Below are 18,604 nucleotides of genomic sequence, written 5' to 3' on the forward strand. Positions count from 1 at the left end.
GACCAACCGCCGGGAGGAAATGGCTTTCTAGGGTAAAGAATCCCCCATCTCAAGCATAACCGGACGGAACACACAGAAACGCGACTTTCCGTCAACGCCTCGGATGCCTATCTAAAGGAAAAACGAAAGGAATCTTAAGCGATGTCCGATGTGACCACTCCGAAAATCCAAAAGAGCGATGTGGAATGGCGCGAACAGCTTTCGCCCGAGCAGTACCGCATCCTGAGGCAGGCCGGCACCGAACGGGCCTTTACCGGTCCTTTCTGGAACGCGAAGGAAAAAGGCCTCTATCGCTGTGCCGGCTGTGGCGAGGAACTGTTCATCTCCGACACGAAATTCGATTCGGGTTGCGGCTGGCCGAGCTATTTCGAGCCGGTGAAGCCCGGGGCGGTGACCGAGCACCGCGACATATCGCACGGCATGGTCCGTACCGAAGTGCGCTGCGCCAATTGCGGCGGGCATCTCGGCCACGTCTTTCCGGACGGTCCGCCGCCGACGGGACTGCGCTACTGCATCAACGGCCACGCGATGACCTTCGAGCCGCTGAAGTAAACCGTAGAACTGCGGATGCTTCCCCGGCCAGCAGACCGGGGAAGTCATGACGAACATGGCCTCTCCTCAAGGGTTATGATAGGTAATTCTGCACCGACCGCAGGAAGATGTCCGTCATGCCCAAGATCGATATCGCCACCGTTCCCAAATATAAAAGCTCGGGCTATCCGCCGCCATTCGATGCCCCCTGTGCCGGACGCGTACGGCAGCGTCTCGGCGATGCCGGCGGGCTCACCGATTTCGGCATCAATCTCATGCGCCTGCCTCCCGGCAACTGGTCGAGCCAGCGCCACTGGCACTCGCACGAGGACGAATTCGTCTATGTGCTCGAAGGCGAACTGACGCTGATCGAGGACGACGGCGAGACGATATTGCGCGCCGGCGATTGCGCGGCCTTTCCGAAAGGCTCCGGCAACGGCCATCACATGATCAACAGATCAGGTGCGATGGCGGTCTATCTCGAAATCGGCTCGCGCCAGCCCGCCGACATCACCACCTGCTCCGACATAGACATGATGAGCGCCAATGCCGACGGCCGGTTCGTGCACAAGGACGGCACGCCCTATTCTGGGCCCGGCTGAACCGGCGCTGTCATTCCACCGCCCGGCCGCGCACGGCCCATGCCCTTGCCTTGAACGGAATGGAGCCGTCGTCGGCATAGGGCAGGTTTGCCTTCAGCTTTTCCCTGAGCTTCCGCCGTCTGTCGGCGGGAAGGTTGGCGCAATATGCGGGCGCAGGCCCCGTTCCCAATGTGAATGGTCGCCAGAAATCGTCGAAGTTCTCAAAGCGCGTCGCAATCTCGATCTCTTCGTCTTCCACCTCCGCCAGGCCCGATTGCCTTGCGAGATGGGCGAGATTGTCGCGCGTACAGAAGGGAAACCGGCGGTTCTCGGTCAGATCCTGCGCAGCGGGATCGAGGTCGACGGCAATCGTCCAGAAGGCACGCATGAACTCCACGCCGCCGCCCGGGTAATCCCAGACATAGAACGCGACCCTGCCGCCCGGGCGCGCCACGCGGGCCATTTCGCGCAGCGCCTCCTCCCTCCTCGGAACGAAGTTGAGCATCAGGCCGGACACGACGACGTCCGCGGCCTGCGACGGCATCGCGAGCATCTGCGCGTCGCCCACCCGGAATTCGACGCGGGGATCGGGAACGTTCAAGCGCGCCTTTTCCAGAAACCCTTCCGAAGGATCGAGGCCAATCAGGCTTTTCGGATCGTAGCCGGCAACAATTGCCGCGGAAAGCGCTCCGGTGCCGCAGCCGACATCCACCCAGTCCAACCCCCTGGCCGGATGCAGCCAGTCGAGGAAGCGGGGAGCGACCTGCCGGCTCCATCGACCCATATAACGGTCGTAGTTGTCGCCCGCCTGCCAGGCATCGTGCTGCGAAGCCCTGGCCATGATGTCCTCCGATAGACCAAGGCCGCATGATACGCCTCCCGTTCGGTGCGGCAAACAGCATCTTAAGGCTGCATTGCTACGCTCCTTCTCACCAATAAGGTGGAGCCGGCGTTCAGATGCTCGTCTGCACGCGGTGCAGGCCGGCGTAGACGCCGTTCCTCGCCATGAGGCGGTCATGGCTGCCCTCCTCGACGATGCCGTCGCCGGTCAGGACCAGGATGCGGTCGGCATGGCGCACGGTGGAGAGGCGATGGGCGATGACCAGCGTGGTGCGGCCTTCCGCCAGGCTGAGCAGCGCCTGCTGGACCGCCCGTTCGCTTTCGTTGTCGAGAGCGCTGGTCGCCTCGTCGAAGATCAGGATCGCCGGGTTCTTGAGGAACGCGCGGGCAATGGTGAGGCGCTGGCGCTGGCCGCCCGAGAGCTTGACGCCGCGCTGGCCGATATCGGTATCGTAACCGTTGGGCAGAGCCATGATGAAGTCGTGCGCGTTGGCCGCCCGCGCCGCGGCCTCCACTTCGGCATCGGTTGCACCGGGCCGGCCATAGCGGAGATTTTCCGCCACGGTTCCCGCGAAGAGATAGACCTCCTGCTGCACCACGCCGACATGGCGCCTGAGCGACGCCAGCGTCACGTCGCGGATATCGGTGCCGTCGATCAGGATCGCCCCGGCTTCCACATCATAGAAGCGCGGGATGAGCGCGCACAGCGTGCTCTTGCCCACTCCGGAAGGCCCGACAAGCGCCACGAACTCGCCCGGCGCAATCGTCAGCGAAAGCCGGTTCAGGACCCTGGGGCCATCGGCCTCATAACCGAACGTGACGTCCGAGAACCGGATTTCGCCCTTCGGTTCCGGCATGGGGCGGGCCTCCGGCCGCTCGGCGATGTCCGGGGCGACGTCGAGAATCTCCATGGAGCGGACGAAGCCCGTATAGCCCTCCTGCCAGAGGCGCACGAAATTGGCGAGCCGCTTGACCGGATCGACCAGCACGGCCACGCAGAGCAGAAAGGTGAGGAGGTCGGCGACGGTCAGTTCCGACATGAGGATGCGCAGGCCGCCCACCACGATCACCATTATGGTGACGAGTTGCGCGAAGGTTTCGGTGCCGGCCGAAAACCACGCCTCGCTGCGATAGCCATCGGCACGGCTTTGCAGGAACCGCCGGTTCTGCTCGGCGAAACGTTCCCGCTCCAGCGCCTCGTTGGCAAAGGACTGGACGACGCGAATGCCCGCCAGCGCATCCTCGACACGCTCGTTGACGGCGGCGATCTGACGCTTGCTGGCGTCGAGCGCGCGGTTCATGCGGCGGTTGAAATAGAGCGCGTAAACGACAGCCACCGGGGTGAGCAGCAGGATGAGGCCGGCGAGCGGCGGATCGATGAAGAACAGCACCAGCATCGCGCCGCCATATTTGAGCACGGCGATGAAGAGATCTTCGGGGCCGTGGTGGAAAAGCTCGCCAAGCCACAGGGAATCGCTGGTGATGCGGCTCATCAACTGCCCGGTGCGCTGCCGGTCGTAGAAGCTGAACGAGAGCTTCTGGCAATGATCGAAAAGCTCCTGCCGGACATCCGCCTCGATGCGCGCGCCCATCATGTGCCCACGATAATCGACGAAGAAGATGGCGACGGTCTGGATCGCCAGGATGGCCAGCATGACGCTGCCGACGGCCAGCACCTCGCCGTAAGCGTTCGGCACCTCGGACAGGGCGAGAAGGCGGCTGGTGACGAGATTGGCGCAGAGCGGCAGGGCTACCGCCGTGCCGGCTACGAGGATCGCGCAAAAGAGATCCGCCAGAAGCAGCGGCAGGTGCGGGCGGTAATAGGACAGGAACTTGCGCAGGCGCGAACGGCGGCGCTCGCGGTCAGCGGTGCCGGAAGGGTCGCGGAAATACTGGAGGAAGGGCTTATGGCGCGGCGGGCTTTTCCTCGCGCGCGGGAACAGCGTGTGCATGATGCGAAATGTCCTTGTGGGCGATGTTTCCTTTCTGGTTGGACAGGATCGCTTTCATGTCAGTCTCCCAAAGCTCGGAGGAAATGAGCAACAATCATCGCAGACAACCGCCGCGATCTCAATGCAGCCCCGGAAAAACCAACGGGGTGTCATCCGCGAGCAACAGGCGGATGCCTGTCGCAGCAAGGCTTCTATGATGCCGGAAGTTCGACCGTAAAGGCAAAGCGCGCCTTGCCGCCGGGCTGCAGGATCACGCCGTAGGGGCGCTTTGCCAGATCGTCCGGGCCGCCGATTTCGGCGGCCGTGCCGTGCCAGGGCTCGATGCAGACATAGGGCGCGCCGGCCTTCTGCCAGAGCGCCAGGTTGGGCAGGTTCTCGAAGGAGAATTTCAGCGCCGGCCCGCCCTCGGCCGCATAGGTGAGGCCGTCGCCCGCCCCTTCCGGGAAGATCATCGCGTCCTCCTCGAACATCGCATGATCGAGGGTGAGCCTGCCCGCCCTGAAGGGCGACGGCAGCCTTTCCGGCTTCACCAGCCCGCCTTCCAGCCTGACGAGCGCGGGCTCGGCGCCGTTGTCGAGCGTGACGGCATGGGCACGACCCTCCCCGCCCGGCAGCGGCCAGAGGAAAGCCGGGTGGAAACCGAGGCCGAAAGGCATCGGCCGCGTATCGCGATTTTCGACTTCCGCCGAGACTGTCAGCTTCGGACCATCGACGGCATGGGTCACCGCCAGCAGGAATTCGAACGGGTAGACGGCGCGCGTCGCATCCGAGGCGACAAGCTCGTGGCGGCACATGGTGCCGGTCGACGCGGCAAGTGAGAATTCGCTTCTGCGAGCAAAGCCGTGCTGCCCCATCTCGTAGGACTTGCCCTCGACGCTGACCCGGTTTTCCCGCGCCTTGCCGACCATGGGAAAGAGAATCGGCGAGCGGCCGCTCCAGAAGGCGGCATCGCCGTTCCAGAGCCATGAGCGGCCATCCGCCGTGGTGAGCGACTGCATCTCCGCACCCAGCGGGGAGACCTCGACGGCAAGATGCTGGTTTTCGATACGGACGGTGTCGGACATGCTCTTTCCTCTCGGCGGCTGATTCACCTGACAGCCTGGCGGGGAAAAGTTGCCATTCGATGACCGCGCCCGCCGGTGGCGGCGGCCACCGTCATTTGCCGTCGACGATGTTCTTCAGGTAGCTTTCGGCAAAGTCCGTCTGGATCTCGATCCACAGCGGAGAATGATCCGACATCTGCCAGGTGCGCCATTTCTCGTAGAGCTTCTGCGGCGTCGTGGCCCGGAACTTCTCGTTCTTCTCCGGATCCTTCTTCGGGACGAATTTCTCGTACAGTTCCATATCCTCCGGCATGGAGCGAAAGACATCGGCATACATATCAACAATGCCGCCGCCCAGGACCTTGAAATTCTCGTCCTTCACGCGCACCGCGATCTGGTCGTAGAAGTGCTCGCGGTTCGGCATATGTGTGCCGTCGATCTCCTCCGGCACCTCGAACCCTTTGGCCGCCAGCGCCTGCATGGTCTCGTGCTCGGGGCTGACGACGTTGAAATCGCCGAGCAGGATATAGTTCTCCGCCTCGCGGCCGCGGTCGAGCGGTTTCATGCCCTTGCCGGTGAGCTTGCTCTCCTTGTCCTGCCGCTTGGCGAAGAAATCCACCAGCCGCTCGATCTCGGCGACGCGGCGCTTCAGTTTCTCGCCGGAATCGTCGCCGAAATAGATGTGCACCGTGCAGAGGCTGAAGCGGAACCAGCCGGACTGGAAGGCGACGAGGAAGGGCGTGCGGGCGAACTGCTGCTTCATCTCCTCGATCTTCGGCTCGATATCCGGCTGGTCCTTCGGCGCCTTCATCTTCTTGCGCGAGACGACGAGCTGGCCGTCCGGCAGGACGATCTCGCCGGCGATCTTGCGGAACCAGACCTTTTCGGTGTTGTAGACGAAGGCCATGCGCTCGCCGTTGCCGCTCGTGCCTTCCGTCACGTCGGTGGCGATATAGTCCCATTCGCGGCCGAGGATGCGCATCACCTTCTGCAGCGCGGAAAGATCGCGGTTGACCTCCTGAACCGCCACGAGATCGAAGCAGGAGATCATCTCGGCGATGTAGTAGAAGGTCTCCGGCAGGCGCGGGCCGAAACCGAAATCGTTGGAATCGAAATCGCGGATGTTCCAGGTCGCCAGAAGCAGCGAGCTGTCCTTCTTGCGCGCCCTGAACGGCGCGAGCGTCTTGCGCATCGCGACCAGTCGCTCGGCGCAGCGCTTGGCCGCTCCCGGCTCCTTGAAGTCGAAACGCAGGCCACCATAGTTCACCATCGTCCCCTCCCCGATCCGCCATGCGTGATCACGGCATGGCACCGACAGTTGCAGCCGGAGGACCATAAACCGGTTTCGCTACACTTTTAAGTCGCTCCTTTCATAATCTTACATCCCGCCCTCGGCCGCACTTCGAGGAAAAGTCCGCGCTTGCCCCCCGGCTTCGAAACGATATAGTGCGGCTTCAGCAGCGACTGATCGAAGTGCCTACACATCTTTTCCTCATCCGGGAGACAAGAGAATGCGGCGACAAGCGAGGGTCTTGCTCGTATATCCGAGGTTCACCGGCGCGTCCTTCTGGAATTTCCGGGAAGCCTGCACGCTTATCGGCGCGCGCTATCCGGCACCGCCGCTCGGCCTGATCACCATTGCGGCGATGCTGCCGCAGGATTGGGAACTGAGGCTCATCGACCGCAATGTGGAGGAACTCTCCGACGGCGACATCGACTGGGCCGACCTTGTGCTGACGGGCGGCATGCTGCCCCAGCAGGTCGACGTCCTCCACATCATCGAGCTGGCGCATGCGGCCGGCAAGCCGGTCGCGATCGGCGGCCCGGACGCAACCTCGAGCCCGGAGCTTTATGCGAGCGCCGATTTCCGTGTCCTCGGGGAGGCGGAAGACGTCATCGACGCCTTCGTGGCCGCCTGGAGCGGGGGGGAAAAGAAGGGCGACTTCCTGGCGCCGAAATTCAAGGCGGACGTCACGCGGACGCCGGTTCCGCGCTTCGATCTCCTCAAGTTTTCGAACTATACCTTCATCGGGGTCCAGTTTTCCCGCGGCTGTCCGTTCACCTGCGAATTCTGCGACATCATCGAACTCTACGGGCGCGTTCCTCGCACCAAGACGGCCACACAGATCCTCGCCGAGCTCGATGCGCTCTATACGCTCGGCTATCGCGGCCATGTCGACTTCGTGGACGACAACCTGATCGGCAACAAGAAGGCCGTGAAGGCATTCCTGCCCACGCTCATCGAATGGCAGAGAGCGCGGCACTATCCGTTCGAATTCTCGACCGAGGCCTCGCTCAACCTCGCCGACGACAAGGCACTGCTCGACCTTCTGGCCGAAGCGGGTTTCTTCACGGTGTTCATTGGCATCGAAAGCCCCGACGAGGAGGTCCTCAGGGCAACGCAGAAAAAGCAGAACACGCGGCGCGACATCGTCGCCAGCATCGACAAGATCTACGCCGCCGGCATTGTCGTGATCGCCGGGTTCATCCTCGGCTTCGACGACGAAACGCCGGGCTCCGGCGGAAGAATGACCGCGCTGATCGAGGACGCGTCGATCCCCGTGAGCATGGTCGGCCTGCTTTATGCCCTGCCCAACACGCAGCTGACCACCCGGCTCGAGAAGGAAGGCCGGCTCCATTCCGGACATGCGGTCGACATGGACGACGGGAGCGCCGACCAATGCGTGTCCGGCCTCAATTTCGCGACGAAACGTCCGCGGATCGATATCCTGCGGGACTATCACCGGGTCGTTTCCGCCATCTATACGCCGCAGGCATTTTTCGGCCGGGTTTCGCGTGTCGGCCGGAAACTGCGCGTGAAACACATCAAGGGGGGCTTCAATTGGGGCCGCACCTGGGTGGACACCCGGCGGTTCCTGTATTTCACCGTGGCTGCCACGGTGAAGCGCCCGAAATTTGCCGGGCAGATGGCCCTGATGATCGCCAGGGGCCTGTTCTCCAATCCGGCAGCGCTTCCGCACATGTTCAAGATGGCGATACTCTACGCCCATCTCGGCCCCTTCAGCCAGTATATCGGCAGGGAAATCTCCTCGCAGATCGGTGCGATCGAGGAAGCCTCCCGGACGGTTCCCGACAATGCCTGGGAAGGCGAACTGCGACCGGCCTGAAACGCACGGCCCTTCAAAAGGGTCGGCAACGCACACCGGCTGCTCACCCCCTCCGTCCTCCTGAGCGTTTGCCGAAGGGCGAGCATCTTCCGTCAGAACGGCGGGGCAACCGCATATAGCCTTGCCCCTCATCCCCCTGCCGGGACCTTCTCCCCGTTATAACGGGGAGAAGGAGATATGCCGCGCCGTTGCCGTTCCCCCTCGCCCCGCTTGCGGGGAGAGGGTCGCCGAGCGAAGCGGAGGCGGGGTGAGGGGCAAAACCCACATACGCGCTTCCCCCGTCGCGGACGGCGAAGATGGCCGCGCTTCGGCAAACGCTCAGGAGACCAGAGGGGGGTAAAGGCACAGTGTCATCTACCGCTCGCGCTAATGGACGGCGTCCGTCAATCCGCGGCGATCGCGCCCGCATATTCCGCGTCGGCGACCGGCTCCAGCCAGTCGGCCGTCCTGCCGTCCAGCGCCTCCTGGATGGCGATATGGGTCATGGCGGTCGTGGGGGCCGCACCATGCCAGTGCTTTTCTCCGGGCGGGAACCAGACGACGTCGCCGGAGCGGATCACCCGGATCGTCTCGCCCCAGACCTGCACCAGACCGAAACCCGCCGTGACGATGAGCGTCTGGCCGAGCGGATGGGTATGCCAGTTGGTGCGGGCGCCGGGCTCGAAGGTGACCGAGGCGCAGACGGCCCGGGCCGGCGCCGCGGCCTCGTTCAGCGGATCGAGACGGACCGTACCGGTGAAATATTCCGCAGGCTGCCTTTTCGACGGCTGCGATCCGCCGCGCTTGATCTCCATGGTGCAAGTCCTCGCTGTTTCATTACTTCCCGCCTATATAGGGCGGACGGGCGCCTCACGGCAGCCCTTGCCTTTCGCTGATATCCTGTTATCCATTGCCCCCTACAAGCGTCGGCTTTTGAGGTCCAGTTTGCCTAAGTAATCCCCGGTCTCGACAGTTTCACCCTTCCATGCGGGTAGGCCGGCAAGGCTGCCGCATGCGAAAAGCTGTTCATCGGGGTGGCGGCTTGAGACCGGTTTGGCATTGATCTGCCAGTGCTGCTCTTGAAAAAGCCGCCCTGAAAATCCGACGCTTCGCTTTTCCCTCAAGTCCGGACCTTCGCCACACCGCGCCCGATCACGGGTCTCTCCAGTGCCGTTTCCCGCATGAACTTCCCGACCGGAAGATCAAGACGGCATGTCCACTATCCTTCATCTCGAATGGACCATAATCCCTAAACATCCGCCCCGACCAATTCTCGCCTGCAGCGGTTGCGGCGGCCCCAAACCCTTCCGCTCCAGCCGGCGCATCCGCCTCAACGCCAACGGCAAGCGGCTCGATGCCTGGCTCATCTACAAATGCACCACCTGCGACGCCACCTGGAACCGGCCGGTCTTCGAGCGGCAAAGCGTCCGCTCGCTCGACCCCACTCTCCTCGACGCCCTGCAGATGAGCGCGCCGGATTTCGTGGCGCGCCTCGAATTCGACGCCGACGCGCTGAGGACCAAAGCAATCCGCATCGAGGAAAGCGAGGAGTTCGAGGTGCGCAGGCAGGCGCTTTGCGACCTCGCGGGTTGGCGGAGAATTCGCATCGCGCTTGCGCTGCCCTTCCCCGCCGGCGTCAGGCTCGATCGCCTGCTTGCAGCGGAACTCGGCCTTTCGCGCAGCCGGCTGCAAAAACTCTTCGAAGCGGGCGAGATCATGGTCGAGCCGGTGCGGAAGGATGCCCTGAAACGCGGCATCCGCGACGGCACGACCATCATGCTCGACCTGCGCGACGAGGCCGAAAGAATTTCGGTCGGCGGCAGGGCGATGGGTGGCTGATCCTCCTTCCCGACATACTGTTTCGCCCCCGCGGAAAGGGGGCGGAATATCGGGCGGGCACGCTCTCTCTCTCAGCAGTTCCGGAGACGAGACATCGGCGCAAGCCGGCCCCAGACCTCCCGCAGGGTTTCCGTCTTCAGGGAAACGATCGCAACGCCCGACAGGACGATAAGGGTGGCGACCGCCTCGCGCAGGCTGATCGGCTCTCCAAGGATCACGAAGCCGAGGACGATCGTCCAGGGCGGCAGGAAATAGCCGTTCATGGAGCCGACGGTCGGCCCTGCCTTCTTCAGGATGTTCATGTAGAGCACGATCGGCAGCGCCGTTCCGAAGATGCCGAGCAGGAGCAGGACCGGTGCAGCGTCCAGCGCCGGTGCAAAGGCCGGGAAACCACCCAGCCAGATCACGGCGGCGAAGGTCGGCAGACCGGAAAAAACCTGCTGGCCGAGCGCCAGCCGGATCGGCTGCGCCTGCGGAATGCTGCGGACGTAGAGATTGCCGAGCGCGTAGCTCACCGCCACCGCCATCATGGCGCCGATACCGGAGAGGTTGACCTCGGCAGAACCGAGAGCCGCCGGGCCAATCAGCAGCACCATGCCGCCAAAGCCGATCAGGAGACCAATCATTCGTCTCCGCGTCAGTTGCTCGCTGGCAAACAGCGTCTGCGCCAGGACGGCGACGACAAGCGGAGTCGAGGCCTGGATCATCGAGGTCAGGCCGGCGGAAATCTGGGTCAGCGCATAGGCCGTCAGCGTGTTCGGCACCACGCCCTGCAAGAAGCCGAGGACGATCCAGTCGCGGTACTCGCGGCCGCGGGGCAGTATCTCGTGACCGGTCGCCGCCATGAAAGCGGCAATCAGAAGGCCGCCCATCAGCCCCCGCACGGCCGTCAGGGCCAGCGGCGAAAGCGAGGTGCCGGCGACCTTCAGAAGAATGAAGGCGCCCGCCCAGAAGAAGGAACAGAGAAGCATTTGCCCGATCAGTGGGGCCGCAGCGGCCTTCCTTGCGACGAGCAATAACATGACAGCCTCCCTATTTATCTTCACGTGAAGATATTTGCTCTCGATTTATCTTCATGTCAAGATAGTTTCAGACGCAAACGGGGAATCGAGGCGATGGACAAGCCGGAACAGCAGGATCACGTCGACCGGTTGAAAGCCCAATGGGCCAGGGAACTGCCCGACCTCGACACGAGCCCGATGGAGATATTGGGGCGCATCTATCGCCTGTCGCGGCTGGTGACGCCCACGATCGAGGCGACCTTTGCCTCACATGGGCTCGACCGCGGCGAGTTCGACGTCGTCGGCACGCTGCGCCGGTCCGGCCCGCCCTACCGGCTGACGCCGACGGAACTCTACCGCTCGCTGATGATCGCCTCCGGCAGCCTGACCCACCGGCTCGGGCGGTTGGAAAAGGCGGGCCTCATCAGGCGCGTGCCGTCCGAAAACGACGGCCGAAGCCTCGCCGTGCAGCTTACGGAGGAAGGCATTTACCGCGCCGAAGCGGCGTTCCGGCGGGACATGGCGAACGAAGCGGATGCGATCGCGTCATTCGATCCGGAAAAGAAACGCCAGCTTGCGGCCTTGCTTCGCGAATTGAACCTCGCCGTCGAGGCGAGGCTTGCGATGCCGGCGGGTGAAGCGACGGAGACCTGAGCGATGGCAACGCTTCGCGAAAGAGGACAAGGCCTGGCGCTGCCTGTCAGCGGGCACTCTTCGCAGCACCCATTTCCAGATCGACCTGATCCTCGAAGGCGCGCTTCCTGCCGGCGATGAAACGGCGATAGCCTTCCGGGTCTCTCCAGGCATTGACGCCTTCGGTCTGGGCCCGCTGCCGTTTGCCTTCGAGATCGTAATATTCATTGTGCTGCGCCAGCCAGATGTCAGGCTTCAGCATTTCGAGCATATGGTGGGTGCGCCGGTAATCCTCGGCGATACCGGGATAGGACGGATCCTTCGCCAGCCGATAGCCGGGGTTGAAGCCCGCCCCATCCGGGAACGCCACGACATAGGGCTTGCCGTCCAGGACGAGATTGGCGATCCAGGTCGTCGCCCCGCGGGTATGGCCGGGCGTCAGATAGGCCGTGAGCAGCACGTCGCCCATCCTGATCGTGTCGCCATCGCGCAGGATGCGGTCGACCTTGACCGGCGGATAGACAAAATCGTTCCCGTATTTGAAGTCCCCGGAATCGCCGCTCTCCATGGCCGGAACATCTTCCCGCATGACCGCAAGCTGCGCGCCGAACTGCTCCTTGAAAAAGGCAAGGGCGCCGGCGTGATCGATATGCGCGTGGCCGTTGATCATGATCCTGATGTCCTCGGGCCTGAAGCCGAGCTTGCGGATGGAATCGACGATCATCGGTCCCGACGACGGCATGCCGGTGTTCATCAGAATATGCCCTTCGGACGTGGTGAACAGGAAGACGCCAAGCCCCTTGGTGCCGACGAAATAGAGCGGGCCGATAATCTGGAGCGGTTCGTCCGGCTCCTCCCACTTGAGGGCCTTTCTGGCGATCGACATGAACAGGTTGTTGTCGTTCGCCAGTTGTTCCTGCGTCGGCATGTTTTCCGGCAGAGCCTGGGCGGCGGCCGGCAGCGCGGCGCCAAGAACAAGGGCCGACACGAGGACCGGACCCGCCACGTGTATCATTGCGTGCATGCCTGCCTCCTCCTCTTTCAAGGTCGAGGGCCAATGCTTGAGCGCGTGTCGCCTCCCCCGCGATCTGCCCTCAGGTCTCCTCCCGCAGGTGCGGCGATATTACTCCCGATTTCACCGGAGGGATATGGCAGGACGCAACAACCGTTAACGGCGGCTGACCGCAGCGCCAATCGGGAACACATTCAGCAACGGGAGAAAGGAATTCCGTTATCAACGTGCCCCGGGAACCTTGAGCTCCATGCAGGTGAGGTCCAGCCAGCGGCCGAACTTGGTGCCAACTTCGGAGAACTTGCCGGCGACGCGGAAGCCGAGTTTTTCATGCAGGCGGATGGAGGCAGCGTTTTCCGATTCGATCGCGGCGATCATCACATGCACGCCGTTCGAGGCAGCGCGTTCGATCAGTTCCTGCATCAGAAGCCGGCCGATGCCTGAGCCGCGAAAATCGCGGTGGACATAGACCGAATGCTCGACCGTATGGCGATAACCGTCGAAGGCGCGCCAGTCGCCATAGGAGGCATAACCGGCGACTTTCCCGCCGACCTCCGCGACCAGGACCGGGAAGCCCCGCGCCCTGCGGGCCGCAAACCATTCCTTGCGGTTGTCGAGATCGACCAGCACCTCGTTCCAGATCGCCGTGGTATTGGCGACTGCGTCGTTATAGATCTCCATGATCGTCGGAAGATCGGCTTCGGTTGCGTCGCGTACAAGGGTGCTGATCATGGCCATTTTCCATTATGATATAATTTCGTCCACTTTAGCAGACGATCGTCTGTTGTCCACAATTGTTAGCTTCTCGTTCTTCTGATAGCGTGAAGCCCTCGGGGATGGGAGGCGAAGATGCGGGTTCTGCTGACAGTTCTGGCCTGGCTGGCTGCCGTCCTCGTCGCGCATGCCGCCGAATGGCAGACCTATGCCAACGATCGCTACGGCTACACGATCGAACTGCCTCCGGGCTTTACCATGCAAAGAGCGCCCGACAACGGCGACGGCGGCACGTTCCTGGCGAAGAACGGCGATCGCATCCTCGTCTTCGGTACCTTCCTCGTCGACGTTTTCTTCGATGAGGAAGCAGCCAACCGCATCACACAGGCAAAGAAAGACGGCTGGAAGATTTCCTATTCCCGGGTCAAGCCGGAATGGGCGAGCTATTCCGGCACCAGGGGAGATCGCATCCTCTATGTCCGCGGCATATGGCTATGCGAAGACGCGGCGACCTTCCTGCAACTCGAATACCGAAAGCAGGATCTTAAGACCTACGACATGATCATCAAGCGGATGGTCGCGAGCCTCAAGCCTGTCGGCTGCCCGCAGTAAGGGCGATGTAAGGGCGATCGTCAGAGACCGGACAGGCTGAAACAGGTCATCACCGCGCCGTAATGCACGGCGGCGGCGGCCACCACGAAGCCATGCCAGATGGCGTTCTGGAAGCGCAGCCTTTCCCATACGTGGAAGATGACGCCGAGCGAATAGATGAGCCCGCCGATGACGATCAGCCAGACCGTGACGGCCGGCAGGTATTCCGAAACCTGTCCCATGACCATCGCGCCGCTCCAGCCCATGCCGAGATAGAGCAGAATCGCCAGCTTGTCGTAACGGCCCGGAAACAGGCATTTCAGCGTGATGCCGACCACCGCCGTCGCCCAGATCGCCAGCAGCATGGCGAGAATCCACGGATCCTCAGCGCCGCGCTGCAAAAACGGCGTGTAGGTCGCCGCAATCAGGATGAAGATCGCCGAATGATCGAGCCTTCTCAGAAACCATTTCGTGCGGGAATGCGGCCAGATATTGTAGGTAAACGAGATCGACAGACAGAGCACCAGACCCAGCCCGTAAATCCATGCAGCGGCGATCGCGCCGTAGCTCGACCAGACGGTTGCGTAAAAGATCAGCGCCGTCGCGCCGATCAGCGCAAAGACGATGCCGATGCCGTTGATGATCCCATCCGCGACGATTTCGTGAAAATCGTAACGCCGCCCGAAATTAAAAAACTCGTTCATCCCTACCTTCCGTCTCCCCACAGAATGGACATGGCGGCGGCGGAAGGCAAGAGATGAGCGATTCACTTTAGGTTTTAGGCATTAACCCTTCCGGCTTAAGCTTCTCCGGCGCAGGTCTGGCAGAGCGGCGCATGCGGCACGGCATCGAGCCGCTTTTCCGAGATCGGCTGGCCGCATCGTGCACAGGTGCCGAACGTGCCGCTCGCGATCCGCGCGAGAGCCGCCTCGATCGCGACGAGTTCCTTCTCGCCGACCTCGCCGAGTTCGTCGAGCACCTCATCATTGCTGCGTTCGATGGCGCGGTCGTCGTCGTCGGGATTGCGCGGCGACGTGAAATCCTGCTCGATGCGGCTCAGGCGGTTCTCCAGCTCGGCTTTCCTCGTCCGCAGGATGGTTTCGTATTTGGCGGTATCCATGGCCTTGTTCCTCCTTACCGGTCGATCAGCACCGAGCATTTTGCGTGGCGCACGACGCGATCCGCCGTGGCGCCGATGAAGTAGTTCGACAAATCCGGTATGTGCGAGGCGACGATGATCAGGTCTGCGCCCCGCTCCTCCGAAGCCGCCAGAATCTCCCGCGCCGGCGAGCCTTCGCGGATCTCGATCTCGGCAGCAATTCCCATCCTCCCCCTCAGATCGATCAGGGTCTCTTCGGCCCCCTGCCGCGCCTTGACCATCATGTCGACGGTGAGATCCGAGACGAGGTAGCCGGGGAGATTCTCGACCACATTCAGGAGCAGAAGCGTACCGCCTTCATCGAGCAACGTCGATGCCTTGCGCAATATCCGCTCTCCCTTTTCCAGTTGCGCTATGTCCACCGCAACGACAATCTTCCTATACATCGTGGCACTCTTATCCTTCCTGTCTTTTTTGCTGCCATCATCCTTTCTTCCGGCTTCCCGCCGCATTGATCAGAATCAACGACGCCGGATTGCCGTTTCCATTCTGGAGACGATCAATCGCCATTTTGTATTCTTTCGTGAACGACCGGAATGAACCATATGGGTTTGGAGAAGGAGCCAGCTGGCCCTACCAAACGAGGATTTCCAACGTGCCCGATGTCGTCCAACCCTTCGCACTGACGCGGCCCGCCCATGTCCGCGCCGCGCATCTCATCGTCAGCGACCTGACCGTCGTCTCCGACTTCTACCGGAAGATCATCGGCCTCCAGGTCATCGAAAAGACCCCAAGCGGCGAGGTGCTCGGCGTCGGCGGCCAGCCGCTTCTGACGCTCACGACCGGCACCAGCGTTTCCCGCGCACCGCGCAATGCCGCCGGCCTGTTCCACACCGCCTTCCTGGTGCCGGACCGGCAGGAGCTCGCCCACTGGCTTGCGCATGCGGCCCATAACAACGTGCAGCTCGACGGCGCCTCCGACCATCTGGTCAGCGAGGCGATCTACCTCTCCGATCCGGAGGGCAACGGCATCGAGGTCTATCGCGACCGTAAACCCGAAGAATGGACCTACCATCCGGACGGCACCGTCGCGATGGCGACCGAGAGGCTGAACCTCCAGGAACTTTACAACGGTGCGCCCAAGCAAAGCTGGGACGGCATGGCGGACGGAACGGCGATCGGCCATATCCACCTCCAGGTTGGCGACATCCCCGAGGCCGACGCCTTCTATCGCGACGTGCTGGGTCTGAAGATCATGGCGCGGTATCCGGGCGCGAGCTTCTTCGCCACCGGTGACTACCATCATCATATCGCCGCCAATATCTGGAACAGCCGCGGGGCCAAAGCGCGGGAAGGCAACATGACCGGCCTTTCGGACTATACCGTACGCTTCAATGACAAGGCCGCACTCGAGAGCGCGCTGGCTGCGCTTGACGCCCAGGAGATCGCCACGACGAAGACCGCTGAAGGCTTCTCGCTCAGGGACCCCTGGGGTATCGGCCTGACGCTTGCAGCCTGATCATCGCGGCCTATTCCCAGCCCTCCTCCCAGCGAAAGCGGCGTTCCGGAACCGGAGCGCCGCTTTCGCGTTGAAGGACATCACGGGGACCTATCGAGAAATGGCCATCACCAGCGCGCGCGGCGCAAGCAAGCCGAAAAGACATCCGGTCGACGTGAGAGGACTGGCGGGCGGGGACGCCGGCGGTGAGGATATCGACATCACCGAACATCACTACCCGCTCGGCCGCGAGGCGCTGGAAGTGGTGATGGCCTGGGCGGTGATCGGCATCTTCGCGATCGCCTTCTTCGCCATCCTTCATTATATGGCGCTGATCCTGATCCCGGTGACGCTCGCCATCGTCGTGGGGTTGATTCTCGGGCTTGCCGCCGACCGGCTCGGACAGGCGGGCGTGCCGCGCTTCGGCATCGCGCTCATTCTCTCCACGCTGGTCTTCGCGGTGCTTTTCCTGATCATCAACTTCCTGGCGGAGCCCGTTTCGACGCTGGTGCGCGAGGGGCCAAGCTTCATCGAGCGGACCGCCGACCGCATCATGCCCTTCCTGGAGAGACAACGCTGGCTGAACGTCTCGCCGGCGACCTTCGAGACGGGGCCGATGTCGATGCAGTCGCTGCTCGAGAATTCCAGCAATATTCTGGGCGTGGTGACCAGCAGCCTGACGCCCGCGATCATCCAGGGGCTGATCTTCTTCGCCGCGCTGCTGCTTTTCCTCTATGGCCGCGTCAGGCTCAGGCGTACCGTCATCCTCGCGTTCCCGACCAGACGGCAGCGGCTGATCGCGATCCGCGTGCTCAATGCGATCGATCAGGTGCTCGGATATTATTTCGCGACGGCGAGCATCCTCTATTTCGGGCTCGGGATCATCATGACGCTGATCGCCTATTTCAGCGGACTCGCCATGCCGGTGCTCTGGGGCCTGTTCGCCTTTCTCTCAAGCTTCGTCCCCTTTCTCGGCATCACGCTGATGACAATTTCGGTGGCGATCGCCGGCATCCTCACGCATGAAGCTCTCTTCATCGGGCTCATTCCGGCGGTCATCTTCTTCTCCGTGCATCTCGTGATGGAGAACCTGATCTTTCCGGCGATCATGGGCCGGCAATGGGAGATCAACCCCTTCATCGTCTTCCTCGCGATCCTGTTCTGGACATGGATGTGGGGAGCGGTCGGCGCCATGCTGGCACTGCCGCTTTCCCTCATCATGATGACGGTGCTTGCCGAGTTGTTTCCCGAACGGAAGACAACGCCGAACCTGCCGGGATGATGGCGAGGATCAACAGATGAACCTCAGTCGTAGAGGTAATATTGCTCCCACTGCTCCCTGGGGACCTTCGAACCGATCTTGAAGTCGAAGGACATGACCTTCAGGCCCTTGTCGCCCGTCTCGCATTGATATTTCAGGCGGTACCAGTCACCCCGGCTGCGAAAGACCGCACCGGGGGCGCGGACGGAATTGCCGTCCTCGATCGCTTCTGAAAACGTGTAGGCGATCACCTTGTCGGGTTTGAATTCACCCTCCTTCCGAATACGCTCCATCGCCTCCATATCGCAACGCTGCTCCCGGCGTTCGTCCGGAGCAAGTGCATTGAGCTGTCTTTCGATGCGTGCATCAAGGGCATAAGCTGGCAGGGCATAAAGAAAGGCGAGTGCTACCAGCGACCAACGTCTTGTCATGTCATTTCCCATCCAATGTGACTCGGACGGCGCGGAAACTAAGAGACGATCGGATCGTTGACCACCGACCAGAACGGGAAATAGGATGATGTGATCGGATGAGGTCAATGGGGTCGAGGTGAGCAAGCGTTTAGAGCGAATGCGCGCCAATCCCCAGGCGGATCGACGCGGTGAGAACCTCATGAGTCCGTTGCGATATGCAGTTCTTGTATCTCCCCTATCGCCTGAAGATGGCGGCGGTTTCCTTGCGACCGTGCCGGACCTGCCAGGCTGCATGAGTGACGGCGAAACGCCGCAGGAAGCCATTTCCAACGTTCAGGACGCGCTCGAAAGCTGGATCGAGGCGGCGCATGACATGGGGCGGGATATTCCTCCGCCTTCAAAGCGGGCGGCAATCGGCTAAACGTCCCATACCCGCCTTCCCCGCTTGCTTCGCGCTCCGTCGCCCCCTATCTCTGGCACTCCTTTCAT

The 18,604-nt window shown here is 62.3% G+C and carries 21 protein-coding genes; 9 read left to right on the top strand and 12 right to left on the bottom strand.

Annotated features, from left to right (window positions below):
• Positions 1 to 141 precede the first annotated feature (141 nt).
• On the top strand, positions 142 to 552 hold the full coding sequence (gene msrB, locus ABK249_RS22060; protein ID WP_037157654.1) for a peptide-methionine (R)-S-oxide reductase MsrB: 411 nt from the start codon (positions 142 to 144) through the stop codon (positions 550 to 552).
• A gap of 116 nt (positions 553 to 668) precedes the next feature.
• Positions 669 to 1,133, top strand: a complete 465-nt coding sequence (locus ABK249_RS22065; protein ID WP_227702227.1) for a cupin domain-containing protein — start codon at positions 669 to 671, stop codon at positions 1,131 to 1,133.
• A gap of 10 nt (positions 1,134 to 1,143) precedes the next feature.
• On the opposite strand, the gene ABK249_RS22070 is transcribed toward ABK249_RS22065, so the two are convergent.
• From ABK249_RS22070 to ABK249_RS22085, 4 genes are all read right to left on the bottom strand, one after another.
• Positions 1,144 to 1,953: a class I SAM-dependent methyltransferase gene (locus ABK249_RS22070; protein WP_348864013.1), complete on the bottom strand. Its 810-nt coding sequence runs from the start codon at positions 1,951 to 1,953 to the stop codon at positions 1,144 to 1,146.
• A 112-nt stretch (positions 1,954 to 2,065) separates the two neighbouring features.
• Positions 2,066 to 3,904 (bottom strand): ABC transporter ATP-binding protein, encoded by a 1,839-nt coding sequence (locus ABK249_RS22075; protein WP_348864014.1) that lies wholly within the window; start codon positions 3,902 to 3,904, stop codon positions 2,066 to 2,068.
• 191 nt (positions 3,905 to 4,095) lie between these two features.
• Entirely contained in the window at positions 4,096 to 4,968 is an 873-nt protein-coding gene (locus tag ABK249_RS22080; RefSeq protein ID WP_348864015.1) for an aldose 1-epimerase family protein, read from the bottom strand.
• 91 nt (positions 4,969 to 5,059) lie between these two features.
• A complete protein-coding gene (locus ABK249_RS22085) occupies positions 5,060 to 6,217 on the bottom strand; it encodes an endonuclease/exonuclease/phosphatase family protein (protein ID WP_037157672.1) in 1,158 nt (385 codons plus the stop codon).
• Positions 6,218 to 6,458: 241 nt separating this feature from the next.
• Here ABK249_RS22085 and ABK249_RS22090 point away from each other — a divergent pair, with 241 nt between their 5' ends.
• The gene (locus tag ABK249_RS22090; protein ID WP_348864016.1) at positions 6,459 to 8,075 is read left to right on the top strand and encodes a B12-binding domain-containing radical SAM protein; all 1,617 of its coding nucleotides are present in this window, start codon (positions 6,459 to 6,461) and stop codon (positions 8,073 to 8,075) included.
• A gap of 383 nt (positions 8,076 to 8,458) precedes the next feature.
• Here ABK249_RS22090 and ABK249_RS22095 read toward each other — a convergent pair whose 3' ends face one another.
• Positions 8,459 to 8,869 carry a (R)-mandelonitrile lyase gene (locus ABK249_RS22095; protein ID WP_348864017.1) on the bottom strand — a complete coding sequence of 137 codons (411 nt, stop codon included), beginning with the start codon at positions 8,867 to 8,869 and terminating at the stop codon, positions 8,459 to 8,461.
• 397 nt (positions 8,870 to 9,266) lie between these two features.
• Here ABK249_RS22095 and ABK249_RS22100 point away from each other — a divergent pair, with 397 nt between their 5' ends.
• Positions 9,267 to 9,893 carry a DUF1062 domain-containing protein gene (locus ABK249_RS22100; RefSeq protein ID WP_348864018.1) on the top strand — a complete coding sequence of 209 codons (627 nt, stop codon included), beginning with the start codon at positions 9,267 to 9,269 and terminating at the stop codon, positions 9,891 to 9,893.
• Positions 9,894 to 9,964: 71 nt separating this feature from the next.
• On the opposite strand, the gene ABK249_RS22105 is transcribed toward ABK249_RS22100, so the two are convergent.
• Complete coding sequence (locus tag ABK249_RS22105; protein WP_348864019.1) at positions 9,965 to 10,915, bottom strand: DMT family transporter; 951 nt, start codon at positions 10,913 to 10,915, stop codon at positions 9,965 to 9,967.
• A 93-nt stretch (positions 10,916 to 11,008) separates the two neighbouring features.
• Here ABK249_RS22105 and ABK249_RS22110 point away from each other — a divergent pair, with 93 nt between their 5' ends.
• Positions 11,009 to 11,548: a MarR family winged helix-turn-helix transcriptional regulator gene (locus tag ABK249_RS22110; RefSeq protein WP_227702220.1), complete on the top strand. Its 540-nt coding sequence runs from the start codon at positions 11,009 to 11,011 to the stop codon at positions 11,546 to 11,548.
• Between the two features lie 46 nt (positions 11,549 to 11,594).
• Here ABK249_RS22110 and bla read toward each other — a convergent pair whose 3' ends face one another.
• Both bla and ABK249_RS22120 read right to left on the bottom strand, forming a co-directional pair.
• Entirely contained in the window at positions 11,595 to 12,551 is a 957-nt protein-coding gene (bla, locus tag ABK249_RS22115) for a subclass B3 metallo-beta-lactamase (protein ID WP_037157686.1), read from the bottom strand.
• A gap of 210 nt (positions 12,552 to 12,761) precedes the next feature.
• On the bottom strand, positions 12,762 to 13,271 hold the full coding sequence (locus ABK249_RS22120; RefSeq protein WP_052183126.1) for a GNAT family N-acetyltransferase: 510 nt from the start codon (positions 13,269 to 13,271) through the stop codon (positions 12,762 to 12,764).
• Positions 13,272 to 13,388: 117 nt separating this feature from the next.
• Between ABK249_RS22120 and ABK249_RS22125 the strand changes: the two genes are divergently transcribed.
• Positions 13,389 to 13,865, top strand: coding sequence for a hypothetical protein (locus tag ABK249_RS22125; protein WP_348864020.1), 477 nt, complete (start codon positions 13,389 to 13,391; stop codon positions 13,863 to 13,865).
• Between the two features lie 20 nt (positions 13,866 to 13,885).
• Here the strand turns inward: ABK249_RS22125 and trhA are convergent, their stop codons facing one another.
• From trhA to ABK249_RS22140, 3 genes are all read right to left on the bottom strand, one after another.
• Complete coding sequence (gene trhA, locus ABK249_RS22130) at positions 13,886 to 14,548, bottom strand: PAQR family membrane homeostasis protein TrhA (RefSeq protein WP_227702217.1); 663 nt, start codon at positions 14,546 to 14,548, stop codon at positions 13,886 to 13,888.
• Positions 14,549 to 14,643: 95 nt separating this feature from the next.
• Positions 14,644 to 14,964, bottom strand: coding sequence for a TraR/DksA family transcriptional regulator (locus ABK249_RS22135; protein WP_348864021.1), 321 nt, complete (start codon positions 14,962 to 14,964; stop codon positions 14,644 to 14,646).
• Between the two features lie 14 nt (positions 14,965 to 14,978).
• Positions 14,979 to 15,389 (bottom strand): universal stress protein, encoded by a 411-nt coding sequence (locus ABK249_RS22140; protein WP_037157700.1) that lies wholly within the window; start codon positions 15,387 to 15,389, stop codon positions 14,979 to 14,981.
• A 209-nt stretch (positions 15,390 to 15,598) separates the two neighbouring features.
• Between ABK249_RS22140 and ABK249_RS22145 the strand changes: the two genes are divergently transcribed.
• Together ABK249_RS22145 and ABK249_RS22150 are read left to right on the top strand one after the other, a co-directional pair.
• Positions 15,599 to 16,462, top strand: coding sequence for a VOC family protein (locus ABK249_RS22145; RefSeq protein ID WP_348864023.1), 864 nt, complete (start codon positions 15,599 to 15,601; stop codon positions 16,460 to 16,462).
• 100 nt (positions 16,463 to 16,562) lie between these two features.
• Positions 16,563 to 17,723, top strand: a complete 1,161-nt coding sequence (locus ABK249_RS22150; protein WP_227702215.1) for an AI-2E family transporter — start codon at positions 16,563 to 16,565, stop codon at positions 17,721 to 17,723.
• Positions 17,724 to 17,746: 23 nt separating this feature from the next.
• Here ABK249_RS22150 and ABK249_RS22155 read toward each other — a convergent pair whose 3' ends face one another.
• Positions 17,747 to 18,133: a DUF930 domain-containing protein gene (locus ABK249_RS22155; RefSeq protein ID WP_037157703.1), complete on the bottom strand. Its 387-nt coding sequence runs from the start codon at positions 18,131 to 18,133 to the stop codon at positions 17,747 to 17,749.
• 181 nt (positions 18,134 to 18,314) lie between these two features.
• Between ABK249_RS22155 and ABK249_RS22160 the strand changes: the two genes are divergently transcribed.
• On the top strand, positions 18,315 to 18,536 hold the full coding sequence (locus tag ABK249_RS22160; protein WP_348864025.1) for a type II toxin-antitoxin system HicB family antitoxin: 222 nt from the start codon (positions 18,315 to 18,317) through the stop codon (positions 18,534 to 18,536).
• The last annotated feature ends 68 nt before the right edge of the window (positions 18,537 to 18,604 follow it).

Source organism: Neorhizobium phenanthreniclasticum (assembly GCF_040066075.1).
Taxonomy (GTDB): domain Bacteria; phylum Pseudomonadota; class Alphaproteobacteria; order Rhizobiales; family Rhizobiaceae; genus Neorhizobium; species Neorhizobium petrolearium.